This window comes from Rhodococcus sp. DK176 (assembly GCF_038447315.2).
Classification (GTDB): domain Bacteria; phylum Actinomycetota; class Actinomycetes; order Mycobacteriales; family Mycobacteriaceae; genus Rhodococcus_F; species Rhodococcus_F jostii_A.
Map to the genome: position 1 here is coordinate 5,495,611 of NZ_CP118321.2, position 26,781 is coordinate 5,522,391.

General features: G+C 70.9%; 1 protein-coding gene. It reads left to right on the plus strand.

Translation table 11 applies throughout. The features are described 5' to 3' along the window. Positions 1-77 precede the first annotated feature (77 nt). The gene (locus PSR88_RS25975; RefSeq protein WP_016883841.1) at positions 78-26,777 is read left to right on the plus strand and encodes a non-ribosomal peptide synthase/polyketide synthase; all 26,700 of its coding nucleotides are present in this window, start codon (positions 78-80) and stop codon (positions 26,775-26,777) included. Positions 26,778-26,781: the final 4 nt, after the last annotated feature.

Here is a 26,781-nt window from a genome sequence, read left to right on the forward strand (position 1 = left end):
TGGACCCGGCGCGCCTCGCGGGCGGATACTCGAAAGAGTGCGTCCGTCCTGGTTGGGCGGGGCGAGGTCGAGTTCGAGTGTGCCCTGGACAAGGTGAAGGACCCGTTCCGGGGGCGGGAGAAACGCGCCGCCCCGCGGACGTCCGTGTTCCGGACGGCGGCGAACCGATTCCGCTCTCGGCGGCCCAGCGGGCCACGTGGTTCGCGCAGCAACTCGAACCGCAGGTCCCGATCTCCATCGCCCAGTACGTCGAGTTCCACGGTGTCCTCGACATCGACCTGCTCCGGCAGGAGACGGTGGAAGCGGCCCGCGAATTCGAATCACCCTTCCTCAAGGTGTACGACGTCGACGGCCGGCCGCTGCAGTACGTGGACCATCGGACGGACACGTCCATCGCGTACGTCGATTTCCGCGCGGACGAGGACCCGGTGGCGGCGGCACACGCATGGATGGAACGTGATTACGTCACACCGCTCGATCTGAACGCCGACCGGCTGGTCGAGACGTCGATCCTGCAGACCGGTGACACGCACTTCCTGTGGTACAGCAGGATTCACCACGTTGCTCTCGACGGTTACGGGGCCATGACGATGCTGCGCCGCATCGCACACCGGTATTCTGCGAAAGTCGCGGGCCGCGAACCGGATCCGAACCGGGCGGTGAGCCTGCGGCAGTTGTACGACATCGACAGCCGGTACCGCGCCTCCGAGCGGTTCGTGACCGATCGGGAGTACTGGGCGGGCCGGGTCGCCGGACTCGAGGGCACCACGCTGGCGCGGACGGCGGGGCAGGTGTCGGCCACCAGTACGGTGGAGAGTGCCGTCCTCTCGGACGACGTCGTGGCCGTTCTCGATTCCCGCGACAGCCTGTCGGCGGCGACGATCATCGCGGCCGCGGCGTGCTACCTGTCGCGACGTACCGGCAGAACCGATGTGCTGGTGACCATTCCGGTGTCGGCCCGCACCACGGCGGTGCTGCGCAATTCCGGGGGCATGCTCGTCAACGTGGCACCGATGCCCGTCAGCGTCCGGGCCGACGACACCGTCGCGGAGCTGATCGAGAAGGTGCAGCGTGAGCTGGTCGCCGCACTGCGACACCAGCGGTGCAGCCTCGACGACATCCGCCGCGACGCCGGCGACACCGCGACGACGGCACTGTACGGGCCGATGGTGAACGTGATGTTGTTCCGTCAGGAGGTCGCGCTCGGTTCGCTCCTCGGCGATTTCCACATCGTCACATCGGGTCCGGTCGAGGACCTGCTGATCAACGTGTATCAGAGCGGCACCCCCACCAGGATCTTCGTGGACTTCCGCGCGAACCCCAGCCGCTATGAGGACGCGGAACTGCGGGAACACCATCGGCAGTTCGTCGAACTGCTCGAGGAACTGGCCACCGCAGACCCGGCGTCCCGGGTGGGCAGCATCCACGAGACCAGTTCCCGCGCCGGCGAACGACTTCTGCGCGAGGCGGCGGAAATCGACTACTGGCGCCGGCAGCTGGACGGGTTGCCCGACCTCCTGCCGTTGCCCACCGACCACCCGCGGCCCGCGAGGTTGTCGCAGGCGAGCGACCGGGTCACCGTGGTGGTGCCGGGGGAGTTGCACCGCCGCGTCGCCGCTCTGGCCGACGCCGCAGGCACCACCGGCCGCACGGTGTTCCTGACGGCCCTGTCGATCCTGTTGGGCAGGGTCACCGGTAGCAGCGACATCGCCGTCGGAACGGCGGTGGACGTGGGCGATCGCACGGACGTCGTGGTGGTGCGGTCACGGTACGCGAGCGAGGTGTCGTGCCGCGACTATCTGTCGCACGTCCGGGACGTCGCCACCGAGGCGGCCGCGCACACCGGTGTTCCGTTCGACCGTCTGGTGCGGGAACTCGGCGTGTCGGTGTCGGACGCGTACGCACCGATCGTCCAGGTGCTGCTCGACACCCGCGCACCCGGCGCCCCGGGTTCTGCCGTCTCCGGCCTCGACCTATGCGTGACCGTGACCGAAGCGGCCGACGAGTCGGGCGATCCGGCGGGTGTCACCGTCGAATTCGGTTTCGCCGCAGACCTGTTCGACGCCCACACGATCCGGGTGGCCGCCGAGCGGTACCTCCGCATCCTCGACGCGATGGCGGCCGATCCGGAGGTTCCGGTCGGTGACATCGAGATCCTCTCCGCAGACGAACGTTCCGCGCTGACGCCGGTACGAGGACGGCCGGGCCGGTCCGAGCGCACCCTGCCCGACCTCTTCGCGGATGCCGCGGCACTGGATCCGGCGGCGACGGCGCTGTCGCGGCAGGGCGAGGAGTTGTCGTACCGCGAGCTGGACCGGTGGTCGACGCAGGTCGCGCGCATGCTGATCGACCGCGGGGTGGGGCCGGAATCGTTCGTCGCGCTGGCGCTCCCGCGTTCGTTCCGGTCGGTGGCGTCCGTGTGGGCCGTCGCGAAGACCGGGGCGGCCTTCGTTCCCGTGGATCCGAACTACCCGGCCGATCGGATCGACTACATGCTCGCCGATTCGGGTGTGGTGCTGGGCCTGACGGAGGAGGCGGCGCGCGGTCGCCTGCACGACTCGATTCCCTGGTGCGTGCTGGACGATCCCGATTTCCAGGCTGACTGCGCCGCCCGCTCCGGCCGTCCGCTGACCGACTCCGACCGCATCCAGCCCCTGCACCTCGACAATGCCGCGTACCTGATCTACACGTCCGGTTCGACGGGGCGGCCGAAGGGCGTCACCGTCACCCACCGCGGGCTCGACAACTTCGCTGCCGACCAGCAGGAGAGGTTCGGCGCCACGAGATCGTCCCGGACGCTGCACTTCTCGACCCCGAGTTTCGACGCGTCCGTGTTCGAATACCTGCAGGCGTTCGGGGTGGGCGCCACGATGGTGGTCGTGCCGCCGTCCGCGTACGGCGGCTCGGAACTGGCCGATCTGCTGAGGTCGGAACGCGTCACGCACGGCTTCGTCACCACCGCGGCGCTGGGCACGATCCCGCCGGATTCGCTGGGCGACTTCCTCGACGTGGTGGTGGGCGGTGAGGCCTGCCCGCCCGAACTGGTGGCCCGGTGGGCGCCGGACCGCAGGCTGCACAACGCGTACGGTCCCACCGAAACCACCATCATGGCGAACATCAGCGCACCGATGACCCCCGGCGACCCCATCACACTCGGCGGGCCGATCCGGGGCGCCGAGGAAGTGGTGCTCGACGCCCGGCTCCGTCCGGTACCCGTCGGCGTCCCGGGTGAGCTGTACATCGCCGGCGCCGGTGTGGCCCGGGGGTATCACCGGCGGCCCGGTCTCACCGCGGCACGGTTCGTCGCCGACCCGTACGGCCGGGGCCGGATGTACCGCACCGGTGACGTGGTGCGGTGGCGACCCGACCACACCCTGGAATATTTGCGGCGCAGCGACTTCCAGGTCAAGGTGCGGGGTTTCCGCATCGAACTCGGCGAGATCGACGCGATGCTGCAGACGCATCCGGACGTGCGACTGGCCGTCACCATCGGCAGGCCGGGACCGTCCGGGGACACCGTCCTGGTCTCGTACGTCGTCCCGGCTCCGGGCAGGCCGATCGAGACGACGGAACTGCTGCGACAGGTTCGGAACCGGTTGCCGGCGTACATGGTTCCCTCGGTCGTCGTGGTGCTCGACGAGATCCCGCTGAACCCGGTCGGGAAGCTGGACCGCGCGGCACTGCCGGAACCGCGGTTCCTGTCCGCGGCCGCCGAGTTCAAGGCGCCTACCGACCCGGTCGAGGAGTCGATCGCCGAGGTCTTCACCGAGGTCCTCGGCGTCGAACGGATCAGTGTCGACGACAGCTTCTTCGACCTCGGCGGCAATTCTCTCGTGGCGACGCGGGTGATCGCGCGCGTCAACGCGGCACTCGGATCGGACGTGGGTGTGCGGGCGTTGTTCGAGGCGCCCACCGCCGAACTGCTGGCCGCGTACGTTCGGCGTGCGGGGACGGAATTCGTGGACCGTCCGCCCCTGGTCGTCGGGGAGCGGCCCGAGCGGATCCCGTTGTCGCTGGCGCAGCAACGGATGTGGTTCATCAACCAGTTCGACACGTCGTCGGTGGCGTACAACATCCCGATGGCCGTGCGCCTCACCGGACCGCTGGATGCGGACACGCTGCGGGCCGCGGTGGGCGATGTGATCGAGCGGCACGAGTCGTTGCGCACCGTGTATCCCGCGTCGACGGACGGGCCCTACCAGGTGGTGGTCGACACCGCGGACGTCGTCCCGGACCTCACCCCGCACGTCGACGGCGACGAGTCGCTGCACGAGAGGATCGCGACCCTCCTCGCGGGCGGATTCGACGTGGGCGCGAAGGTCCCGCTGCGCGCGGCGCTGTTGTGGACCGGCCCCGACGAACACGTGCTGGTGATCGTGGTGCATCACATCGCCGCCGACGGGGCGTCGCTCGCGCCGCTGGCCCGCGACCTGATGGTCGCGTACTCGTCGCGCCGGTCCGGGACGCCGCCGAGCTGGGAGCCGCTGCCCGTGCAGTACGCCGACTTCAGCGTGTGGCAGCGTCGCCTTCTCGGCAGTGCCGAGGACGCGGACAGTCTCATGTCCCGGCAACTGCAGTACTGGCGCGGTGTGCTCGCCGAACTGCCGGAGGTCAGCGCCCTGCCGCTCGACCGGAACAGGCCGCCCGCCCGCTCGCTCGAGGGTGCGACCGCGGCGTTCGCGATCGACGCGGGCCTGCACCGGCAACTGCTCCTCCTCGCGCGCGAGCACCAGGCGACGCTGTTCATGGTGATGCACGCGGCGCTGGCCGTGCTGCTGTCGAGGATGTCCGGTTCGGGTGACGTCGCCATCGGCACCCCGATCGCCGGTCGCGGTGAGGCGGCGCTGGACGACCTGGTCGGGATGTTCGTCAACACGCTGGTGCTGCGGACTCCGGTGGAGCCGGGTGAGGTGTTCACCGACGTACTGGCCCGGGCCCGCGACACGGACCTGGGTGCGTTCGGGCACACGGACGTTCCCTTCGAGAGCGTCGTCGACGAGCTGGCTCCAGGCAGGTCGACGTCCCACTCGCCGCTGTTCCAGGTGCTGCTCGAATTCCAGAACACCGTGCGCGCCCACCTCGAACTGCCGGGCCTGACCGTCGAGGCGGTCGACGTCGACCCGGGAGTCGCCAAGTTCGACCTGCAGCTGTCGCTCGCCGAATACCACGATGAGAAGGGCACCGCCGCAGGCATGGCCGCCGCGTTCCTGTATGCGACGGACGTGTTCGACCGGACGTCGGTGGAGGGGTTCGGGGAACGCTTCGTCCGGGTACTGCGGGCGGTGGTCGACGACCCGGCGGCGGTGGTGGGGGACATCCCGGTTCTCGGTGCGGTCGAGCGCGACCTGGTGCTGGACCGGTGGAACCGCGAGGGTGTCACCGCCGACGCGCAGACCGTGGTCGAGTTGTTCGCGCGGGTGGCCGCGTCGACCCCGGACGCCACCGCGGTCGTGTGCGGTGACGAGACGCTGACCTACGGCGAACTGGACGAGCAGGCGAACCGGTTGGCCCGGTTGCTGATCGCCGAGGGGGTGGGAACCGAGTCGCTGGTCGCGGTGATGGTGGATCGCACACCTGCCCTCGTGGTGACGTTGCTGGCGGTGCTCGCCGCCGGTGGCGGGTACGTGCCGGTCGACACCAGCTATCCCGCCGAGCGGGTGGCGGCGATGTTCGACGACGCACGACCCGTCTGCGCCGTGGTGAGCGCCGAATTCGCGTCGCTGGCACCGGCCGGAATCCCGGTGGTGGCGATCGACGATCCGGCGACGGCCGGTGCGATGGCCGAACTGTCCGGGTTGCCGGTCACCGACTCGGATCGGTTGCGGCCGCTGTGGGCCGACGCCGTCGCGTACGTCATCTTCACGTCGGGGTCGACCGGGCGACCCAAAGGCGTCCAGGTGTCGCACCGGTGCGTCGTCACGCTGCTCGCCAACACCCGGGAATTGTTCGGGTTCGACTCGTCCGACGTGTGGACGCTGTTCCACTCGTACGCTTTCGACTTCTCCGTCTGGGAACTGTGGGGTGCGCTCGTCCACGGTGGCCGGCTGGTGCTGGTCGACTACTTCACCGCACGGTCGCCGGACACGTTCCTCGAACTGTTGCGCCGGGAACGGGTGACGGTGCTGAACCAGACCCCGACGGCGTTCTACCAGCTGACGGAGGCCGATCGCGCGGCGAACGCCGTCGAGGACGCCGGCGGATCGCCACTGTCGTTGCGGCACGTGATCTTCGGCGGCGAAGCCCTCGACGTCGGGCAACTGGAGCGGTGGTACACCCGGCACGACGACCGGGCCCCCGTGCTGGTGAACATGTACGGCATCACCGAGACCACGGTGCACGTCAGCTTCCTCGCCCTCGACCGCGCGCTGGCGGCGTCCGTGCCGGGCTCGGTGATCGGCGGCGGACTCCCCGGTCTACGGGTCTACGTCCTCGACGGCCGGTTGCATCCGGTACCGCCCGGGGTGGTGGGCGAGCTGTACGTGTCCGGCGACCAGGTGACCCGCGGCTACATCGGCAGGCAGGGTCTGACCTCGACGCGTTTCGTCGCCGACCCGTTCGACCACCACCGGGCGGGGGCGCGCATGTACCGCTCGGGCGACGTCGTGAAGTGGGGTGCGGGCGGCCGGCTCGAGTACATGGGGCGCAGCGACTTCCAGGTGCAGTTGCGCGGATTCCGGGTGGAACTCGGCGAAGTGGAGGCGGCCCTGGCCGCGTGTGCCGGGGTCGCGCAGTCGGTGGTCGTGGTGCGCGGCGACGACCGGGACGGTGACCGGCTGGTGGGTTACGTGGTCCCGGAGACGGGTGCGGATGTCGACGCGGCGGCGGTTCTCGACGCGGTCGGGGAGAGCGTTCCGTCGTACATGGTGCCGGCTGCGGTCGTGGTGATCGACGCGCTGCCCCTGACGGTGAACGGCAAGCTCGACCGGAAAGCCCTGCCCGAAGCGGACTTCGGCACGTCGACGCTGGGTTTCGTCGCCCCGCGCAACCCGGTGGAGGAGATCGTCGCCGCCGTGTTCGCCGATCTGCTCGGCAGCGTCCGGGTGGGGGCGAACGACAGCTTCTTCGCACTCGGCGGGAACTCGCTGACCGCAACCCGGCTCGTCGCCCGCGTCAACGCCGCGGTCGGCAACCGTTTGGGCGTGCGGGACGTGTTCGACGCCCCGACCGTTGCCGGATTGGCCGCCCGGGCCGAGGCCGGGGACTCCCGCCCGGAATCCCGGCCGGCGCCGGCGCCGCGGGATCCGTCGCGGGAGGTCCCCGTCTCGCTCGCACAGCAGCGGATGTGGTTCATCAACCAGTTCGACACGGCCAGTGCGGCGTACAACGTCGCAATCGCGCTGCGCCTCTCCGGCACCCTCGACACGCAGGCGCTGGACGCGGCCGTCGCCGACGTCGTCGAGCGCCACGAGTCCCTCCGCACCGTCTTTCCCCTCACCGACAACGGTCCGCGGCAGGTGATCCTCCCGGCAGAGAAGGTGGCGCCCCCACTCACACCGCACGCCGTCGCGTCGGCGGACCTCGACGCGGAACTCCACCGCCTGCTCTCCGCCGGGTTCGACGTGACGACGGAGGCGCCGGTGCGGGCCCGGCTGTTCGGAGTGAACGAGCACGAGCACGTGCTGGCCGTGGTCGTCCATCACGTCGCGGCGGACGGCTTCTCGATGGTTCCGCTCGCCCGCGACGTCCTGTCGGCGTACACCGCCCGGTGCCGCGGCGCCGCACCCGACTGGACCCCGCTTCCCGTGCAGTACGCCGATTACACACTGTGGCAACGAGACTGGCTCGGCGACGAAGACGACGACGGTTCGCCTCTCGCCCGCCAGCTCGACTACTGGACCTCGACGCTGGCCGACCTTCCGGATGTGCTGGAACTGCCGACGGACCGGCCCCGCCCGGCCGCCCGCACCCTTGGCGCGGGCCGCGTCGAGTTCGACATCGACCCGGACCTCCACCGGAGCGTCGTGCAACTCGCACGCAGGCACGGATCGACCGTGTTCATGGCACTGCACTCCGCGCTGACGGTCCTGCTGTCGCGGCTGAGTGCGTCGGACGACATCGCCGTGGGCACACCCATCGCGGGCCGCGGCGAGGCCGAGCTCGACGACCTGGTCGGGATGTTCGTGAACACCCTCGTGCTCCGCACCCCCGTCGACGGCGCCCGCACGTTCGCCGAGCTGCTCGCGCAGGTCCGCGAGGCCGATCTGGGGGCGTTCACGCACGCGGACGTCCCGTTCGAACGTGTCGTGGAGAGCCTGCGGCCCTCCCGTTCGACGGCGTACTCACCGCTGTTCCAGGTGATGCTGGAATTCCAGAACACCGAGCGCCCCGAGTTGGAACTGCCGGGCCTCCATGTCGAACCCCTCGACCTCGCGTTCGACACGATCAATTTCGACCTCCAGCTGACGCTGCGGGAGAATGTCGACGCCGACGGTCATCCCGCGGGGATCAGCGCGGCGCTGGGGTACGCCACCGACATCTTCGATGCGGACACGGTGACCGCGTTCGCCGAGCGCCTGGTCCGGATCCTGAGCGCCGTCACCGAATCGCCGGACGCCCCGGTCGGCGACGTCGACGTCCTCGGCGCCGGCGAGCGGGCCGCACTGACGTCCGCGAGCGGAGGCCCCGGCGTGGCCGCGCGGACACTGCCGCAGATGCTGACGGCCGCCGCAGCCGCGGACCCGGCCGCCGTGGCGCTGGTCTCCGACGGACGTCAGGTGTCCTACCGTGATCTCGACGAGTGGTCGAACAGGCTCGCCCGGCTCCTGATCGAGCGGGGCGTCGGCCCGGAACAGGTGGTGGCTCTGGCACTGCCGCGGTCGATCGAATCCGTGCTGGCCGTCTGGTCGGTGGCCAAGACCGGGGCCGCGTTCCTGCCGGTCGACCCGAACCATCCGGCCGAACGCATCGAGTACATGCTCGGCGACTCGGGCGCCGTCGCCGGTCTCACCACGGCCGCGCTGCGGTCGGCCGTTCCCGCGTCGATTCCGTGGCTGGTGCCGGGCGACCCCGAGACCGAGGCCGAGTTGGCACTGCTCCCGGCGGCGGCGGTGACCGACACCGACCGAACGTCGGCGTTGCACGTGGACCACCCCGCGTACGTGATCTACACGTCGGGATCGACGGGCAGGCCGAAGGGTGTGGTGACCACGCACCGCGGCCTGGCGAATTTCGCTGCGACGGAGCAGAACACGTTCGGTACCACCGCGGCGTCCCGGACCCTGCACTTCGCGTCGCCGAGCTTCGACGCCTCCGTGCTCGAGCTGATGCTGGCGATCGGGCCGGGCGCGACGATGGTGATCGCGTCCCCATCCGTCTACGGCGGCGACGAGCTGGCGGAACTGCTGCTGCGCGAGCGGGTCACGCACTGCTTCGTCACCCCGGCGGCGCTCGCCTCGGTCGATCCCGCCGGCCTGGAGAGCGTGCAGTGCGTCGTGACCGGCGGCGAGACGTGCCCGCCGGAACTGGTGGCCCGCTGGGCACCGGGCCGGGCCATGTTCGACGCGTACGGTCCGACCGAGTCGACCGTCGTGTCGAGCATCAGCACCCCGTTGGCACCGGGCGAACCGGTCACGATCGGCGCGCCGACGCTCGGGTTCACCGCGGCGGTCCTCGATCAGCGGCTGCATCCCGTACCGGCGGGGGTCGCGGGGGAGCTGTACCTCGCAGGACCGGCGCTCGCGCGCGGCTATCACGGCCGATACCCGCTCACCGCGGAACGCTTCGTGGCCAACCCCTTCGGGCCGCCGGGCAGCCGGATGTACCGGACCGGCGACCTCGTGCGCTGGACGGCGGACGGGCAACTCGACTACCTCGGGCGCACCGACTTCCAGGTGAAGATCCGCGGATTCCGGATCGAGCTGGGCGAGGTCGAGTCGGCGCTGCTCGCACACGGCGACGTGGCGGCGGCGGTCGCCGACGTGCGCCGGGACGAACGCTCGGGCGACCGGCTGATCGGATACGTCGTCCCCGAACCCGGAGCGGACATCGACCCGGGCGAGGTCCTGCAGTTCGCGGGCACGCGGCTCGCGTCGTACATGGTGCCCGCCGCCGTCGTGGTGATCGCGGCGCTCCCGGTGACGGTCCACGGCAAGCTCGACCGGAAGGCGCTGCCGGAACCGGACTTCGGTGTCGTCGTCACCGACAGTCGTCCGCCGTGCACCGAGACGGAGGCGTTACTCGCCGGCCTGTTCCGGGACGTGCTGGGACTCGGGTCGGTGGGTATGGACGATTCGTTCTTCGCGCTGGGCGGCGACAGCATCATGTCGATCCAGCTGGTGGCCCGCGCGAAGGCGGCGGGTCTGATCCTCTCCCCGCGGGACGTGTTCGAGCGCAGGACCGTCGCCGGTCTCGCCGAGGTGGCCCACTACGAGCGCGCGGATGCCGTGGTGCTGGAGGAACTGCCCGGCGCCGGCGTCGGCCCGGTTCCGCTGACACCCGTCGTCGCGTGGATGCTGGGGCGCAGCGGCGGCCGGCTGAACCGGTTCTCTCAGGCCGTGCTGGTCACCGCGCCGCCCCGGCTCACCCGCGACGATCTCGCCGCCGCCGTCGACGCGGTGCTGGACCGTCACGACATGCTCCGCGCGCGGCTCGCCGTCGACGAGTCGGGGCAGTGGGCCATGACGGTGCTGCCGACCGGATCGGTGCCTGCCGATGCGCTGATCCATCACGTGCCCGTGACGTCGTTCGACGCCGGCGACTTCGATGCGGTGGCGAGAGCGGAACTGAACGCGGCGGCGGACCGCCTGGACCCGGCCTCGGCCAGCATGGTGCAGGTGCTCTGGTTCGACGGTCCCGGCGGGCAGGGGCGGTTGCTGCTGGTCGCGCATCATCTCGTGGTCGACGGCGTGTCGTGGCGGATCCTGATCGCGGATCTGGCGGCGGCCCACGCTCGCGCCGCCGAGGGTCTGCCCGCCGCGCTGCCTGCCGTGGGGACGTCGATGCGGCGGTGGTCGCACGGACTCACCGATGCCGCGGCGGCCCGTCGCACCGAAGCGGGGCGGTGGCAGTCGATCCTGGACGGCCCCGACCCGCTCCTCGGCTTCCGGCCCCTGGATCCGGCCGTCGACGTCGATGCCACGACGGGCCGCGTCACCGTCGACGTCCCCCCACCCGTCACCGAGGCACTCCTCACCACACTGCCCGCCGCGTTCCACGGCACCGTCGGCGACGGCCTCCTCACCGCGCTCACAATGGCGATGATTCGGTGGCGGCGGCACCGCGGGGTCGAGACGGCCGACGTGCTGATCAACCTCGAGGGTCACGGCCGCGAAGACCACGTCGTGCCCGGCGCCGACCTGTCCCGGACCGTCGGGTGGTTCACCACCCTGTTCCCGGCGCGACTCGACCTCACCGGCATCGGCATCGACGCCGCCCTCGCCGGCGACGACGCGGCCGGGACCGCGATCAAGGCGATCAAGGAACAACTCCTCGCCATCCCCGATCACGGCATCGGTTACGGGATCCTGCGGTACCTGGATCCGGTCGGCTCGGAGGCACTGCGCCGATTCCGGCCACCGCAGGTGAGTTTCAACTACCTCGGCCGGGTGGCGACGAGCGGGGGCGACGTGTCCTGGCTGCCCGTCGCGGGCAGCAGGGACCTCGGCGGAACCCAGAACTACGACATGCCCGCCGCCTGGGTCGTGGACGTCAACGCCGCCACCACCGTCCGGGACGGCGCACCGGTACTCACGGCGACGTGGTCGTACCCCACCGGTGTGCTGGCCGCCGAGGACGTGGAAGAGCTGTCCGCGCTGTGGGTTCGGGGACTCACAGCCCTGGCCGAGCACGCGAGCCGTCCGGGCGCAGGCGGGCTGACGCCGTCCGATCTCGATCTGGTGTCCGTCGGGCAGGCAGACATCGACCGGTTCGAGAGCGCCTACCCGGACCTCGCCGACATCTGGCCGCTGTCACCGTTGCAGGCCGGTCTGCTGTTCCACGCGCAGCTGTCCGAACATCGCCTCGACGCGTATCAGGTGCAACTGGTCCTCGACCTGCGCGGCACCGTCGACTCCGCCAGGCTCCGCCGCGCCGCACAGGGCCTGCTCGACCGGCATGCGAACCTCCGGGTGGCGTTCGCCGACACCGGTGCCGGACCCGTCCAGGTGGTACTCGCCGGGGCGACCGCGCCGTGGACCGACGTCGACCTGTCGGATCTCGCCGACACCCGGATCGCCGCGGAGGCGGAGGCACTCGTCGCGGCAGACCGCGCCGTCCCGTTCGAGATGTCCGAGGCGCCGCTACTCCGATTCACGTTGCTGCGCACCGCACCCGACCGGTACCGGCTGGTCGTGACCCATCACCACATCCTCCTCGACGGATGGTCGACGCCCCTGGTCATCAAGGACCTGCTGATCCTCTACGCCACGGACGGCGACACGACGGCCCTTCCCCGCGTCACGTCCTACCGCGACTACCTGCAGTGGATCGGCAGGCAGGACCACGAACGCTCCACGGCCGCCTGGGTATCCGCCCTCGCCGGCTCGGACGAACCGACATTCGTGGCCCCCGCGGCGCGCGGCGAGCAGAGCTTCGCCGAACCCGAGGACGTGCGCCTCGACGTGGGCGAGGAGAAGACCCGGGCGCTCGAGGCACTTGCACGGGAGCACGGACTGACGATGAACACCCTCGTCCAGGTGGCGTGGGGGTTGGTGCTGACCACACTCGGCACGCGCGAGGACGTGGTTTTCGGAGCCACGGTGTCCGGCCGCCCACCGGGCGTCGCCGGCATCGAGTCGATGGTGGGGCTGTTCATCAACACGGTGCCCGTCCGGCTGCGCCTGCGCCGCGAGGAGACGCTCGCGGAACTGCTGCAGCGCTTCCAGCGTGAACAGTCGGCCCTGCTCGATCACCACTACGTGGGGCTCACGGAGATCCAGCGCGCCGTCGGGGAAGGCGCCGCCTTCGACACGCTGACCGTGTTCGAGTCCTATCCGGTGGACCGCATGGGATTGTCGGAAGACACCGACATCGACGGCATGCACGTCGCCGGGATCGAGGGGATCGACTCCACCCACTATCCGTTCACCCTGATGGCGCACGTCGACACCGGACTGCACCTGCGACTGCGGTACCAGCCGAACGTCTTCCGGAGCGAGTTCGCGGAGTCGGTGGCGGCCCGCGTCGCGCGCGTCGTGCAGATCCTGCTGTCGGACATCGAGACACCCATCGCCCACCTCACCCTGCTGTCGGAGGCCGAACTCCAGGAGTACACGGCGGTGTCCGGGGCCCCCGCCGGGCCGCCGAAGACCCTGCCCGAGATCCTCACGGCGTCGGCGGGGAACCGGCCGGAGGCGGCCGCGCTCGTCTGCGACGGACGCGAGACCAGTTACCGCGAGCTCGACGAGCGGTCGAGTGCGCTGGCCCGGGTCCTCATCGAACGCGGTGCCGGGCCGGAGACGTTCGTGGCGCTCGGGTTGCCCCGATCGCGGGAATCGGTGCTGGCGGTGTGGGCGGTCGCGAAGGCGGGCGCGGCGTTCGTGCCCGTCGACCCGAACTATCCCGCCGATCGCATCGAACACATGCTGGCCGATTCCGGTGCGGCACTGGGTGTGACGACGTCGGCCCACCGGCACCGTTTGCCGGGCTCGGTGCCGTGGCTGGTGCTGGACGATGCTGCCTTCGACCGCACGTGGGCCGCCGCATCGCCGGTCCGCGTCACCGATCTGGACCGCCGGTCGGTGCTCGACGTCGACCACGCCGCGTACGCGATCTACACGTCCGGGTCCACCGGCAGGCCGAAGGGCGTCGTCGTCACCCACCGCGGTCTGGCGAACCTGCTCACCGAGCAGACCGAGCACTACACCGTTTCACCCGACTCCCGGTGCCTGCACATCTGTTCACCCAGTTTCGACGTGGCGATACTCGAACTCGTCCAGTCGTGTGCCGCCGGGGCGACGCTCGTGATCGCTCCCCCCGACGTCTACGGCGGGGCGGAACTGGCGGCGCTGCTGCGGCGCGAACGCGTCACCCACGCCTGCATCACCCCGGCCGTCCTGGCCACCGTCGAGCGCGACGGCATCGAGCACCTCGAGGCGCTCGTCGTGGCCGGCGACGCCGTCGGCGACGAACTGGTCGCCGCGTGGGGTGCGGATCGGGCGATGTTCAACGGGTACGGCCCCACCGAGGCCACCATTCTCACCACCTTCAGCCGGCCGATGAGACCGGGCGAGCCGGTCACGATCGGGGGGCCCGTCCGCGGCATCGCGCTGTCGGTCCTCGACGCCCGGTTGCAGCCCGTCCCGGCCGGGGTGCCCGGCGAGTTGTACATCGCGGGACCGGCGCTGGCCCGCGGATATCACCGGCGGCCCGCTCTCACCGCGGAGCGGTTCGTCGCCGACCCCTACGGCGGTGGCCGGATGTACCGCACGGGTGACGTCGTGCGGTGGTCTCGTGACCACACCCTCGAGTACCTCGGGCGCAGCGACTTCCAGGTGAAGATCCGCGGTCAGCGTGTCGAACTGGGCGAGATCGATTCCGTTCTCACCACCCACCCGCACCTCGACTTCGCCGCGACTCTCGGCAAGCCGGGACCGCTGGGGGACACGGCGCTGGTGTCGTACGTGCTGCCGCACGACGGCGAGGAGGTGGCGGCGCCGGAGGTGCTCGCGTTCGCGGGCCGGATCCTGCCCAAGTACATGGTGCCCGCCGCGGTGGTCGTCCTCGACGAGATTCCGCTGACCCCCGTCGGCAAGCTCGACCGGAAGGCTCTGCCCGCACCGGAATTCACGTCGGCGACCATCGGGTACCGGGCGCCCACCACTCCGGTCGAGGAGGCTGTCGCGCAGGTGTTCGCCGACGTGCTCGGCGCTCCGCGCGTCGGTGCGGACGACAGCTTCTTCGAACTGGGCGGCGACTCGCTCAGTGCCACCCGGGCGGTCGCCCGCATCAACTCCGCCCTCGACGCCGGGATCGGCGTGGCCGCGCTGTTCGACGCGCCGGTCGTCGCCGATCTCGCAGTCCGGATCGACTCGGCCGTGACGGCGGCCACCCCGTCGGTGGCACTCGCCGCACGACCGCGCCCCGACCGGATCCCGTTGTCGCTGGCGCAGCAACGCATGTGGTTCGTCAACCAGTTCGACACGTCGTCGCCCGCCTACAACATCCCGATCGCTCTGCGACTGACCGGAGTCCTCGATCACGCGGCCCTGCTCGCGGCGGTCGGCGACGTCGTCGCGCGGCACGAATCGCTCCGCACGGTGTTTCCCGGGTCGGTCGACGGACCGCACCAGGTGATCGTCGATGCCGGGCGGGCCACCCCCCGCCTCGATCCGGTGGCCGTCGCCGGTGACCGCGCACTGCGGGACGCCCTCGCAGCCCTGGTCGGCGCCGGTTTCAACGTCAGCGACGAGATCCCGTTCCGCGTAAGGCTGTTCGAGCTGGAACCCGAGCAGCACGTCCTCGCCATCGTCGTGCACCACATCGCGGCCGACGGCTTCTCCATGATGCCGCTGGCCCGTGACGTCATGCTCGCGTACACCGCCCGGACCGTGGGGGAGACGCCCGGCTGGACCCCGCTGCCGGTGCAGTACGCCGACTACAGCGTGTGGCAGCGGGACTTCCTCGGTGCGGTGGACGATCCGGACTCGGTGCTGTCGAGGCAACTGGGCTACTGGACGGACACCCTGTCCGGTTCGCCCGAGGTGCTGCAGATCCCGGTAGACCGGCCGCGCCCCGTCCAGCGGTCCTACCGCGGGGACGTCGTCGAGTTCGACGTGCCTGCCCGGCTGCACCGTGCGTTGAACACGATCGCGGCCCAGCACAATTCGACACTGTTCATGGCGGTCCACGCGGCATTCGCCGTCCTGCTGTCCCGGTTGTCGGGCACGGACGACGTCACGATGGGAACGCCCGTCGCCGGTCGCGGGCAGGCGGTGCTCGACGACGTGGTGGGCATGTTCGTCAACACGCTCGTCCTGCGGACGGTGGTGGATCCGCGGGCATCGTTCGGTGAGGTACTGACCGCGGTGCGGGCCGCGGACCTCGGTGCGTTCGAGCACGCGGACATCCCGTTCGAGCGGCTGGTCGACCATCTCGCCCCCGAACGATCCACGTCGCACACCCCATTGTTCCAGGTGCTCATCGAGTTCCGGAACGCGGAGGGCACCCACCTCGAACTGCCCGGACTCACCGTCGATTCGCTCGACGTGGACCTGGGCGTCGCGAAGTTCGACCTGGAACTGAGTCTCGCCGAACAGATCGACAGGGACGGCGCGCCCGCCGGACTCGCTGCCGGACTGCGGTTCGCGACGGACGTGCTCGATCGCGACACCGTAGCCCGATTCGGGGAACGGTTCCTCCGGGTGCTCGAGTCGGTCGCCGTGGCCACGGAGCTTCCCGTGGGCGACATCGAGATCCTGGACACCGCGGAGCGGGACCTGGTGCTGCCGCCGTTCGCCGAGCCCCCGGCCCCGGACGCGACCCTGGCGGAACTCTTCGAGCGGGCCGCTCAGCGATCCCGCCACGCGACGGCCGTCGTGTGCGAAGGCGTCTCGCTCACCTACGACGAGCTGGACACCCGGGCGAATCGCCTGGCGCGGTTGCTGATCGCGCGGGGCGCCGGCCCCGAGACCCTGGTGGCCGTCGCCGCCGCGCGGTCGGTGGAGCTGGTGGTGGCGCTGCTCGCGGTGGTGAAGTCGGGTGCCGGCTACGTGCCCGTGGATGTGACGTACCCGGCGGAGCGGCTCGCGTTCGTGTTCGCCGACGCCCGGCCGGTGTGTGTGCTGACCACCGAGGCCGAATCCGACGCGGTCCGGGCGAGCGGAGTCCCGCTCCTGCTCGTGGACAGCGCGGAGACGGTGGCCGAACTCGACCGTACGTCGCCGCTGCCGGTCACCGACGGCGACCGGACCGGGCCGCTGCGCCCGGACTCGGTGGCGTACGTCATCTACACCTCCGGCTCGACGGGGCAGCCGAAAGGCGTTCAGGTGGCGCACCGCAACGTCGTCACCCTGTTCGCGAACACGCAGCCGCTGTTCCGGTTCGATGCCTCCGACGTGTGGACCATGTTCCACTCGGCGGCGTTCGACTTCTCCGTGTGGGAACTGTGGGGTGCGCTGCTCCACGGCGGCCGGCTGGTGGTGGTCGACTACTTCACGACCCGCTCACCCGACATGTTCCTGCGACTGCTGCGGGACGAGAACGTCACCGTCCTGAATCAGACCCCCACCGCCTTCTACCAGCTTGCCGAGGCGGACCGGGTCGCCGGCGCCACCGAACTGTCCCTCCGCGTCGTCGTGTTCGGCGGCGAGGCCCTCGACCTGGGGCAGCTCACCCGCTGGTACGCGCGACACGTTGACACCGTCCCGGCGCTGGTGAACATGTACGGCATCACGGAAACCACCGTGCACGTCAGCCACCTGCCGCTGGACGCGGAACTCGCCGCGTCCGCGTCGACCTCCGTGATCGGCCGGGCGCTGCCCGGACTGCGCGTGTACGTGCTCGACTCCCGTCTGCACCCGGTGCCGCCGGGAGTGGTCGGGGAACTCTACGTGTCGGGCGCGCAGGTGTCCCGGGGCTATCTCGGACGGTTCGCGCTCACGTCGACCCGGTTCGTGGCCGACCCGCACACCCCCGGGTCGCGGATGTACCGGTCCGGCGACCTCGGCCGGTGGAACGCGGACGGTCAGCTGGAATATCTGGGCCGCAACGATTTCCAGGTTCAGGTCAAGGGCTTCCGCATCGAGCTCGGCGAGGTGGAGTCGGCGCTGCTCGCCTGCGAAGGAGTGGCGCAGTCGGTGGTGCTGGCGCGACGCGAACGACTGGTGGGCTACGTGGTGCCCGAGGCGGGCCGGGTGCTGGATCCGGCCGGAATCGTCGACGCGGTCGCCGGCCGGCTGGCGGCGCACATGGTGCCCGCGGCCGTGGTGGTGCTCGACGCCTTGCCTCTCACCGTGAACGGCAAACTCGACCGCAGGGCGCTGCCCGAACCGGACTTCGGACGGCAGGTGTCGCTCGGCCGCGCACCGGCGACGGAAACGGAGCGGATCCTCGCCGGCCTGTTCGCCGAGGTGCTCGGCCTCGAATCGGTGGGCGTCGACGATTCGTTCTTCGCGGTCGGCGGCGACTCCATCATGTCGATTCAGCTCGTCACCCGGGCGAAGGCGTCCGGGGTGGTGATCACCCCGCGGGACGTGTTCGAACGCAAGACGGTTGCCGCACTCGCGGAGGTCGCGACCGCGGGGGAGCAGGCGGTCACGCTGGAGGAGTTGCCCGGCGGCGGCGTCGGCGAATTCCCCCTCACGCCGATCGTGCACTGGATGCTGGGAAGGGACGGCGATTTCCGCCGGTACTCGCAGGCTGCGCTGATCACCACCCCCGCCGCACTGGACGAGGACGCGCTGACGGCGGCGCTGCAGGCCGTCCTGGACCGGCACGACATGCTGCGCGCCCGGCTGTACCGGAGCGACCGGGCCGAGCGCGGTGCGGCGATGGCGGTCGCGCCGCCCGGCTGGGTGCGGGCGACCGCGGTGGTGCGCACGGTGTCACTCGACCCTGCGGACTCGTTCACCGTGGCCGCGTCCCGCGAACTGGACGCCGCCGCGGACCGGCTCGACCCGGAGTCGGGTGTGATGGTGCAGGCGGTGTGGTTCGCGAGCAGTGCGACACCGGCAGCCCCGGGCCGGCTGCTGATCGTCGCCCATCACGTGGTGGTCGACGGGGTGTCGTGGCGCATCCTCGTCCCCGACCTCGCCCTCGCCTGCGCCCAGGTGCTGTCGGGTGAGCCGCCGAGCCTGCCCGGCACCGGCACGTCGATGCGCCGGTGGGCGCACGCCCTCACGGATGTGGCGCAGGAGCCCTCTCGCACAGCCGAACTCGACCTGTGGCGGCAGATGCTCGACACCCCCGACCCACCGCTCGGGTCGCGGGCCCTCACCGCAGCCGACGTCCAGACCTCCGACGTCGAGGTCCGGATTCCCGTCGCGGTGACCGAGGCCCTGCTGACGACGCTGCCCCAGGCCTTCCACGGGAGTGTCGGCGACGGACTGCTGACGGCGCTGGCGTTGGCGCTCGTCCGCTGGCGCCGGGCGCGGGGCATCGAGTCGTCCGGCGCGTTGGTGAATCTCGAGGGGCACGGTCGTGAGGAGCAGGTGGTTCCGGGCGCCGATCTCGCCCGCACCGTCGGCTGGTTCACCACGATCTTCCCGGTGGGCCTCGACCTGAGCGGCGTGGACATCGACGACGCATTCGCAGCCGGCCCCGCTGCCGGGGTCGCGGTCAAGGCGGTGAAGGAGCGGTTGCAGTCGATCCCCGACCACGGCATCGGGTTCGGGCTGCTCCGTTACCTCGACGCCGAGACAGCTCCCGAACTCGCGGCCCTGCCGGGCGCGCAGGTGAGCTTCAACTACCTCGGCAGGCTCGGTTCGGGTTCCGCTCCGGACGGCGACTGGACGCCGGTCTCCGACGAGGGCCTCGCCGCCGCCGCGCACTCCGGGCTGCCCGCGGCGGCCGTCGTCGACGTGAACGCCAGGACCACCGACACCGCCGCCGGTCCCGCACTCACCGCCACGTGGTCGTTCCCCGTCGGGGTGATCGCCGCCGACGACGTCGGCGAACTGGCCAGCCTGTGGGCCGGCGCGCTCGAGGCCCTCACCGCGCACGCCCGGTCCGGAGGCGGCGGATTCACCCCGTCCGACCTGAACCTCGTCCGGCTCGGCCAGAGCGCGATCGACGACCTCGAGCGCCGCTACCCGGCGATGACCGACGTCTGGCCGCTGTCGCCGCTGCAGGCGGGCATGCTGTTCCACGCCGAACTGGCCGACGAATCGGTGGACGCCTACCTCGTCCAGCTGATTCTCGACCTCGGCGGCGACGTCGATGCCGCACGAGTGCGCCGGGCCGCCGCCGCACTCCTCGACCGTCACCCGAACCTGCGCAGCGCGTTCTGTCACGACGCCGAGGGCGGGGCCGTGCAGGTGGTCTCGGGCCGGGTTGCCGTGCCCTGGCGGGAGACCGACCTGAGCGGACTGGACGAGGACGCGGCAGCCGCCGAGATCGAGCGACTGCTGGCCGCAGACCGGACCACCCCCTTCGACATGGCCACCGCACCACTGATTCGGTTCCTGCTGGTGCGGACGGCCGGCGGCCGCTGCCGACTGGTGTCGACGAACCACCACATCCTCCTCGACGGCTGGTCGATGCCGCTGATGATCCGGGAACTGCTCACGCTGTACGCCACGGATGCCGACCCGTCGCCGCTGGCGCGCGTGCGGGACTACCGCGACTACCTGCTGTGGATGAGCGGGCGCGACACCGACGTGTCCGCGCGGGCCTGGGCGGACGCCCTCGCGGGGGTCGAGGAACCGACGCTGCTGGTGCCTGCCGACCGGGCTCGGCAGCTGTCGACCGTGTCGCGGGAGTGGGTGTTCGACCTCGACGAGGACCGGACCGACCGGCTCCGCGAATCCGCGCGGGCGCGCGGGCTCACCCTCAACAGCATTCTGCAGACGGCATGGGGCATCGTGCTGGCGATGCTCACCGGACGCGACGACGTCGTGTTCGGCGCCACCGTCTCCGGCCGGCCGCCGGAACTCTCCGGCATCGAGACGATGATCGGGCTGTTCATCAACACCGTTCCGGTGCGCGTCACGCTGCGCCCGGAGGAGACACTCGGCGCGTTGCTGGAGCGGGTGCAGGCCGAGCAGGCGGCGATGCTCGATCACCACTACACGGGTCTCGCCGAGATCCAGGACGCCGCGGGTCCCGGCGTCGGGTTCGACACCCTCACCGTGTTCGAGTCGTATCCGGTGGACCGGGCGGGGCTGTCGGAAGACACCGACATCGCCGGGCTCCGCGTGACCGGCGTGGATGCCCGCGACGCCGCCCACTACCCGCTGAGTCTCGTCGCGTCGGCGGCGGCGAGCCTGCACCTGAAGTTCGAGTACGTGCCCGACCTGTTCGCCCCCGGCGCGATCGAGGACATCGCCGAGCGGGTGGTGCGGGTGCTCGACGCCTGCACCGGACCCGACGTGCCGCTGGCCCGGCTGTCGCTGCTCACCGAGCGGGAACGCGCGGAACTGGTACCGGTCCGCGGTGGTCCCGCCGGCTCCGTCCGTACGCTCCCGCAGATCTTCACGGACGCCGTCGCGGTCGACCCGGATGCGGTCGCCCTGTCGTCCGGCGACGTCGAGGTGTCCTACCGGGAGCTGGACGAGCGGTCCAACCGGCTCGCCCGTGCTCTGATCGCCCGCGGACTCGGGCCGGAAACATCGGTGGCCGTGGGTATCCCACGCTCGATCGAGTCGGTGCTGTGCGTCTGGGCGGTGGCCAGGACCGGGGCCGTGTTCGTGCCCGTCGACCCGAACTATCCGGGCGAGCGCATCACGCACATGCTCACCGACTCGGAGTGCGCACTCGGGCTCACGACGTCCGAGCATCGCGCCCGTCTGCCCGAGAACATCGGCTGGCTCGTTCTCGACGACCCCGCGTTCGCCGCCGAGTGCGCGGCCGCATCCGCGGCACCGGTCGACGACGGCGACCGCACGGCACCGGTCACCCTCGACACGGCCGCGTATCTCGTCTACACGTCGGGGTCCACCGGCAGGCCGAAGGGCGTGACCGTGACGCACCGCGGTCTCGACAATTTCGCGCGCGACCAACTCGCCCGCTTCGGGGCGGATCCCGGGTCCAGGACGCTGCACTTCTCGACACCGAGCTTCGACGGATCCGTATTCGAATATCTGCAGGCGTTCGGTGCGGCGGCGACGATGGTGATCGTGCCGACCACCGTCTTCGGCGGCGACGAACTCGCCCAGCTGATCCGGGACCGGCACGTCACGCACGCATTCGTCACCACGGCGGCGCTCGCATCCCTCGACCCGGCGGGGCTGGATCACTTCACCGACGTCGCCGTCGGCGGCGAGGCCTGCCCGCCCGAACTCGTGTCCCGGTGGGCGCCGGGGCGCCGGTTGTACAACGCGTACGGGCCGACCGAGACCACGGTCATGTCCAACATCAGCGATCCCCTGACCCCGGGGGACCGCATCACCATCGGCGGACCGATCCGCGGTGTCACGGAGCTGGTGCTGGATTCCCGGTTGCAGCCCGTTCCGGCCGGGGTTCCGGGGGAGTTGTACCTCGCCGGTGCAGGACTGGCGCGCGGCTACCACCGGCGCCCCGGGCTGACGGCGGAGCGGTTCGTCGCCGACCCCGCCGAGGCCGGGCAACGGATGTACCGCACCGGCGACATCGTGCGCTGGACCCCCGAGCGCACCATCGAGTACCTCGGCCGCAGCGACTTCCAGGTGAAGGTGCGCGGGTTCCGCATCGAGCTCGGCGAGATCGACATCACCCTCACGGCCGACCCCGACGTCCGGTTCGCGGTCACGGTCGCCTACCGCGGTCCGGCCGGGGACACACTCCTCGCGTCGTACGTCGTGCCCGCACCCGAGCATGCCCTCGACACCGAGACGATCACCCGCCGTCTCGCGGGCAGACTGCCCTCCCACATGGTGCCGTCCTCGATCACGGTGCTGGACGAGATCCCGCTGAACGCCGTCGGCAAGTTCGACCGCAAAGCCCTGCCCGCACCACGATTCGACGTCGGCGCGCGCGAATACCGGGCACCCGCCGATCCGGTCGAGGAGACGGTGGCCGAGGTCTTCGCGGAGGTCCTCGGACTCGCCCGGGTGAGCGCGGATGCGGGATTCTTCGACCTCGGCGGCAACTCGCTGAGCGCCACCCGTGCCGTTGCCCGCCTGCGCGCCGCACTCGACACCGACATCGGCGTGCGGGCGTTGTTCGAGGCGCCCACCGTCGAGGCATTCGCCGCGCGCATCGAGCACGCGGGAGCGGGTCCCTCCGGCCGCCCCGCCCTCACCGCCGGAGCCCGTCCCGACCGCATCCCGCTGTCCTACGCCCAGCAACGCATGTGGTTCATCAACCAGTTCGACACGAGTTCGCCCGCCTACAACATCCCGATGGTGGTGCGGCTCACCGGCGACCTCGACGTGGATGCGCTGACCGCCGCCGTCACGGACGTCGTGACCCGGCACGAGTCGTTGCGCACCCGCTTCCCGCTCCGCGACGGCGAACCAGTCCAGGAGATCCTCGCGCCCACCGCCCCGATGCTCGCGCCGACCGCGGTCGCGGACGACAGTCGGCTCCGGGAAGAACTCACCCGGCTCGTGACGGCCGGCTTCGACGTCGCCCAAGCCGTCCCGCTGCGCGTCGCCCTGTTCTCCCTGGACCCGACGGACCACGTGCTCGCCGTCGTGGTCCACCACATCTCGGCCGACGGCTTCTCCATGGCACCGCTGGTGCGGGATGTGATGGTCGCGTACGAATCCCGCGTCCACGGCCGCACTCCCGGATGGACGCCGCTGCCGGTCCAGTACGCCGACTACACACTGTGGCAACGCAGGCTGCTGGGTTCGGAGGACGACCCCGGGTCGCTGATCTCGCGGCAACTGGCCTACTGGGAGTCGGCGCTGGCCGGGCTGCCCGAACTCCTCGAACTGCCTGCCGACCGCCGGCGTCCCGCACAGCAGTCGTTCCGCGGCGAGCGGGTGCGCTTCGCGATCGACCCGGGCCTGCACGAGCGGATCCGGACGGCGGCGCGAGAGCACCGGTCCACCGAGTTCATGATCGTGCACGCGGCACTCGCCGTGCTGCTCGGCCGGCTCGGCGGCACCGGGGACGTGGCGATCGGCACCCCGATCGCCGGCCGCGGCGAGGCGGCGCTCGACGACCTCGTCGGCATGTTCGTCGGCACGCTGGCCCTGCGCACCCCGGTGGAGGCGGGACAGCCGTTCCGTGACCTGCTTGCGCGGGTCCGCGACGCCGATCTCGGCGCCTTCGCGCACGCCGACCTGCCCTTCGAACGGGTGGTGGACGCCGTCGGACCGGTGCGGTCGACCGCCCACTCGCCGCTGTTCCAGGTGTCCCTCGAATTCCAGAACACCGAGAATCCCGCCCTGCGGTTGCCGGGGCTGACCGTCGAGGGGCTCGATCCCGACCTCGCCGTCGTGAAGGTGGACCTCGAGGTGATCCTCGACGAGCGGTTCGCCGCCGACGGCAGCGCGGCGGGCATGGTGGGTGCGATCGACTACGCGACCGACCTGTTCGACGCCGACACGGTGCGCGGGTTCGCGGAACGGTTCGTGCGCATCCTCGGCACCGTCACCGCGGAACCCGGTGTTCCGGTCGGCGACATCGAGATCCTCGGCACCGACGAAGTCGCGGCGCTCACCCCGGCGCGCGGCGCATCCGACGCCCCGAATGTCCTGCTGCCGGAACTGCTGTCGGCCGCGGTCGAACGAGACCGGGGCGCCGACGCGGTGTCCTACCGGGGCCGGACGATCAGCTACCGCGAACTGGACGAGGCGTCGAACCGGCTGGCGCGCCGCCTGATCGAGGACGGTGCGGGTCCGGGAACCACTGTCGCGCTGAGCCTGCCGCGCTCGATCGAATCGGTGCTGTCGGTGTGGGCGGTCGCTCGGACGGGCGCCGCGTTCCTGCCGGTCGACCCCGGGTATCCACTCGACCGCATCGAGCACATGCTCACCGATTCCGGGGCGGTGTCCGGGGTGACCCTGCGGGCACACCGGGATCAGCTGCCCGGCACCGTGAACTGGATCGTGCTCGACGACGCCGAAGACGAGGAACGGATCCGGCTGCAGTCGCCTGCCCCCGTCACCGACGCGGACCGGACGGCACCGCTGCACGAAGCACATCCCGCGTACCTCATATACACGTCCGGATCCACGGGCGTCCCCAAGGGAGTGGCCGTCACACACCGTGGGCTGGCGAACCTCGCCGCGGAGGAGCGCGACCGCCTCGCCGTCACACCCGGCGCCCGGGTGCTGCACTTCGCGTCGCCGAGTTTCGACGCGTCCGTGTTCGAACTGGTCATGGCATTCTGCGCGGGAGCGACGCTGGTGATCGCCCCGCCGACGATCTACGGCGGCACCGAACTGGCCGCACTGCTGAGCGACGAGCGGGTGTCCCACGGATTCGTCACCCCGACCGCACTGGCGTCGATGGACCCCCTCGGCTTCGAGTCGCTGCGGACGCTGGTCGTGGCCGGTGAAGCCTGTCCACCCGAACTCGTCGCCCGGTGGGCGCCCGGCCGCCGGATGTTCAACGCCTACGGGCCGACCGAGACGACGATCATGTCGAACATCAGCGACGCGCTGGTGCCCGGCGAGCCGATCACGCTCGGCGCACCCACCCGCGGCGTCTCCGAGGTCGTGCTGGATTCGCGGCTGCGCCCGGTGCCGCTCGGTGTGGTCGGTGAGCTGTACGTGTCGGGACGCGCCCTGGCGTCCGGGTATCACCGTCGGCCCGGTCTGACGGCGTCCCGTTTCGTGGCCGCCCCCTGGGGTCCCCCGGGCGAGCGGATGTACCGCACGGGAGACGTGGTGCGGTGGCGCCGGGACGGCACCCTCGAGTACGTCGGGCGCAGCGACTTCCAGGTGAAGATCCGCGGGTTCCGCATCGAACCCGGCGAGATCGACGCCGTACTCACCGATCATCCGGACGTCGGGTTCGCCGTCACCATCGGCCGTGCAGGGCCCGCCGAGGAACCGCTGCTCGTCTCGTATGTCCGGCCGATCGGCGGCGCGGACGTCGACACCGCGGAACTCACCCGTCTCGTCGGGGAGCGTCTGCCCGCCCACATGGTGCCCGCCGCGATCGTCGTCCTCGAACAGATTCCGCTGACGCCGGTGGGCAAGCTGGATCGCACCGCACTGCCCGCACCCGAGTTCCTGTCGGGCGCCGCCTTCCGGTTGCCGGCGAACGACCTCGAGGCGGCGATCGTGGACGTCTTCGCCGAGGTGCTCGGGCTCGACCGGGTGGGGGCCGAGGACAACTTCTTCGAGAGAAGCGGCAACTCCCTGCTCGCGACGAAGGTGATCGCCGCCCTGCAGGAGAGGCTCGGTCGGAAGATCCCGCTGCAATGGATGTTCCTCGATCCCACCCCGGCCGGCCTCGCTCGCAGGATCGCAGTGCCGTCGGCAGAGAGCGGGGTGACGGAGGCGCTGGGGGTGGTCATCCCGCTGCGAACCGAGGGCACCGGACGACCGCTGTTCTGCGTCCACCCGGGAATCGGGCTCTCCTGGGGATATGCGGGCCTCGTCCGGTATCTGCCCGCCGACCGCCGCGCGTACGGACTGCAGTTGCCCACGATCAGCGGAGACGGCGACTACCGGTCGATCGAACAACTCGCGCACCGGTACGTCGAGGAGATGAAGGCCATCCAGCCGGAGGGACCGTACGACCTGCTCGGCTGGTCGCTGGGCGGGGTCATCGCCCACGCGATGGCCGTCGAACTCCAGCATGCAGGCGACGACGTCGCCTCCCTCACCGTCATGGACAGCTATCCCGACAACGGCGAGGATCCGCTGTTCGGGAAGCTCGACATGCGGGATCTGCTCCGCGGCCTGGGGCTCGTCGTCGCCACCGACGGCGACCTCACGTACGAACGCGCGGCGCAACTGCTGAACGAATCGTGGGGCAGTGACTCCGGACTGCGCGGAGAACACCTCGAGCGCATCAACGCCGGATACGAGAATTCGCGAAACCTCGTCCACCGGTTCGAGCCGCAGGTCTACGACGGCGAACTGCTGATCTTCCCCGCGACCGGCGACGACGACGGCACCACGCGCGCCCGGTCGGCGGACGAGTGGCGGCCGCTCGTGACCGGTCGAATCGTGGAGCACCGGGTGGACTGCGGGCACAACGACATGATCGAGCCGCAGTCCCTCGCCGTCATCGGGCCGGTGCTGTCTAGGTATCTCGAGGCCGGTCGCACCCGGCGCCGCGACGACCGAATCCGCTGAACGG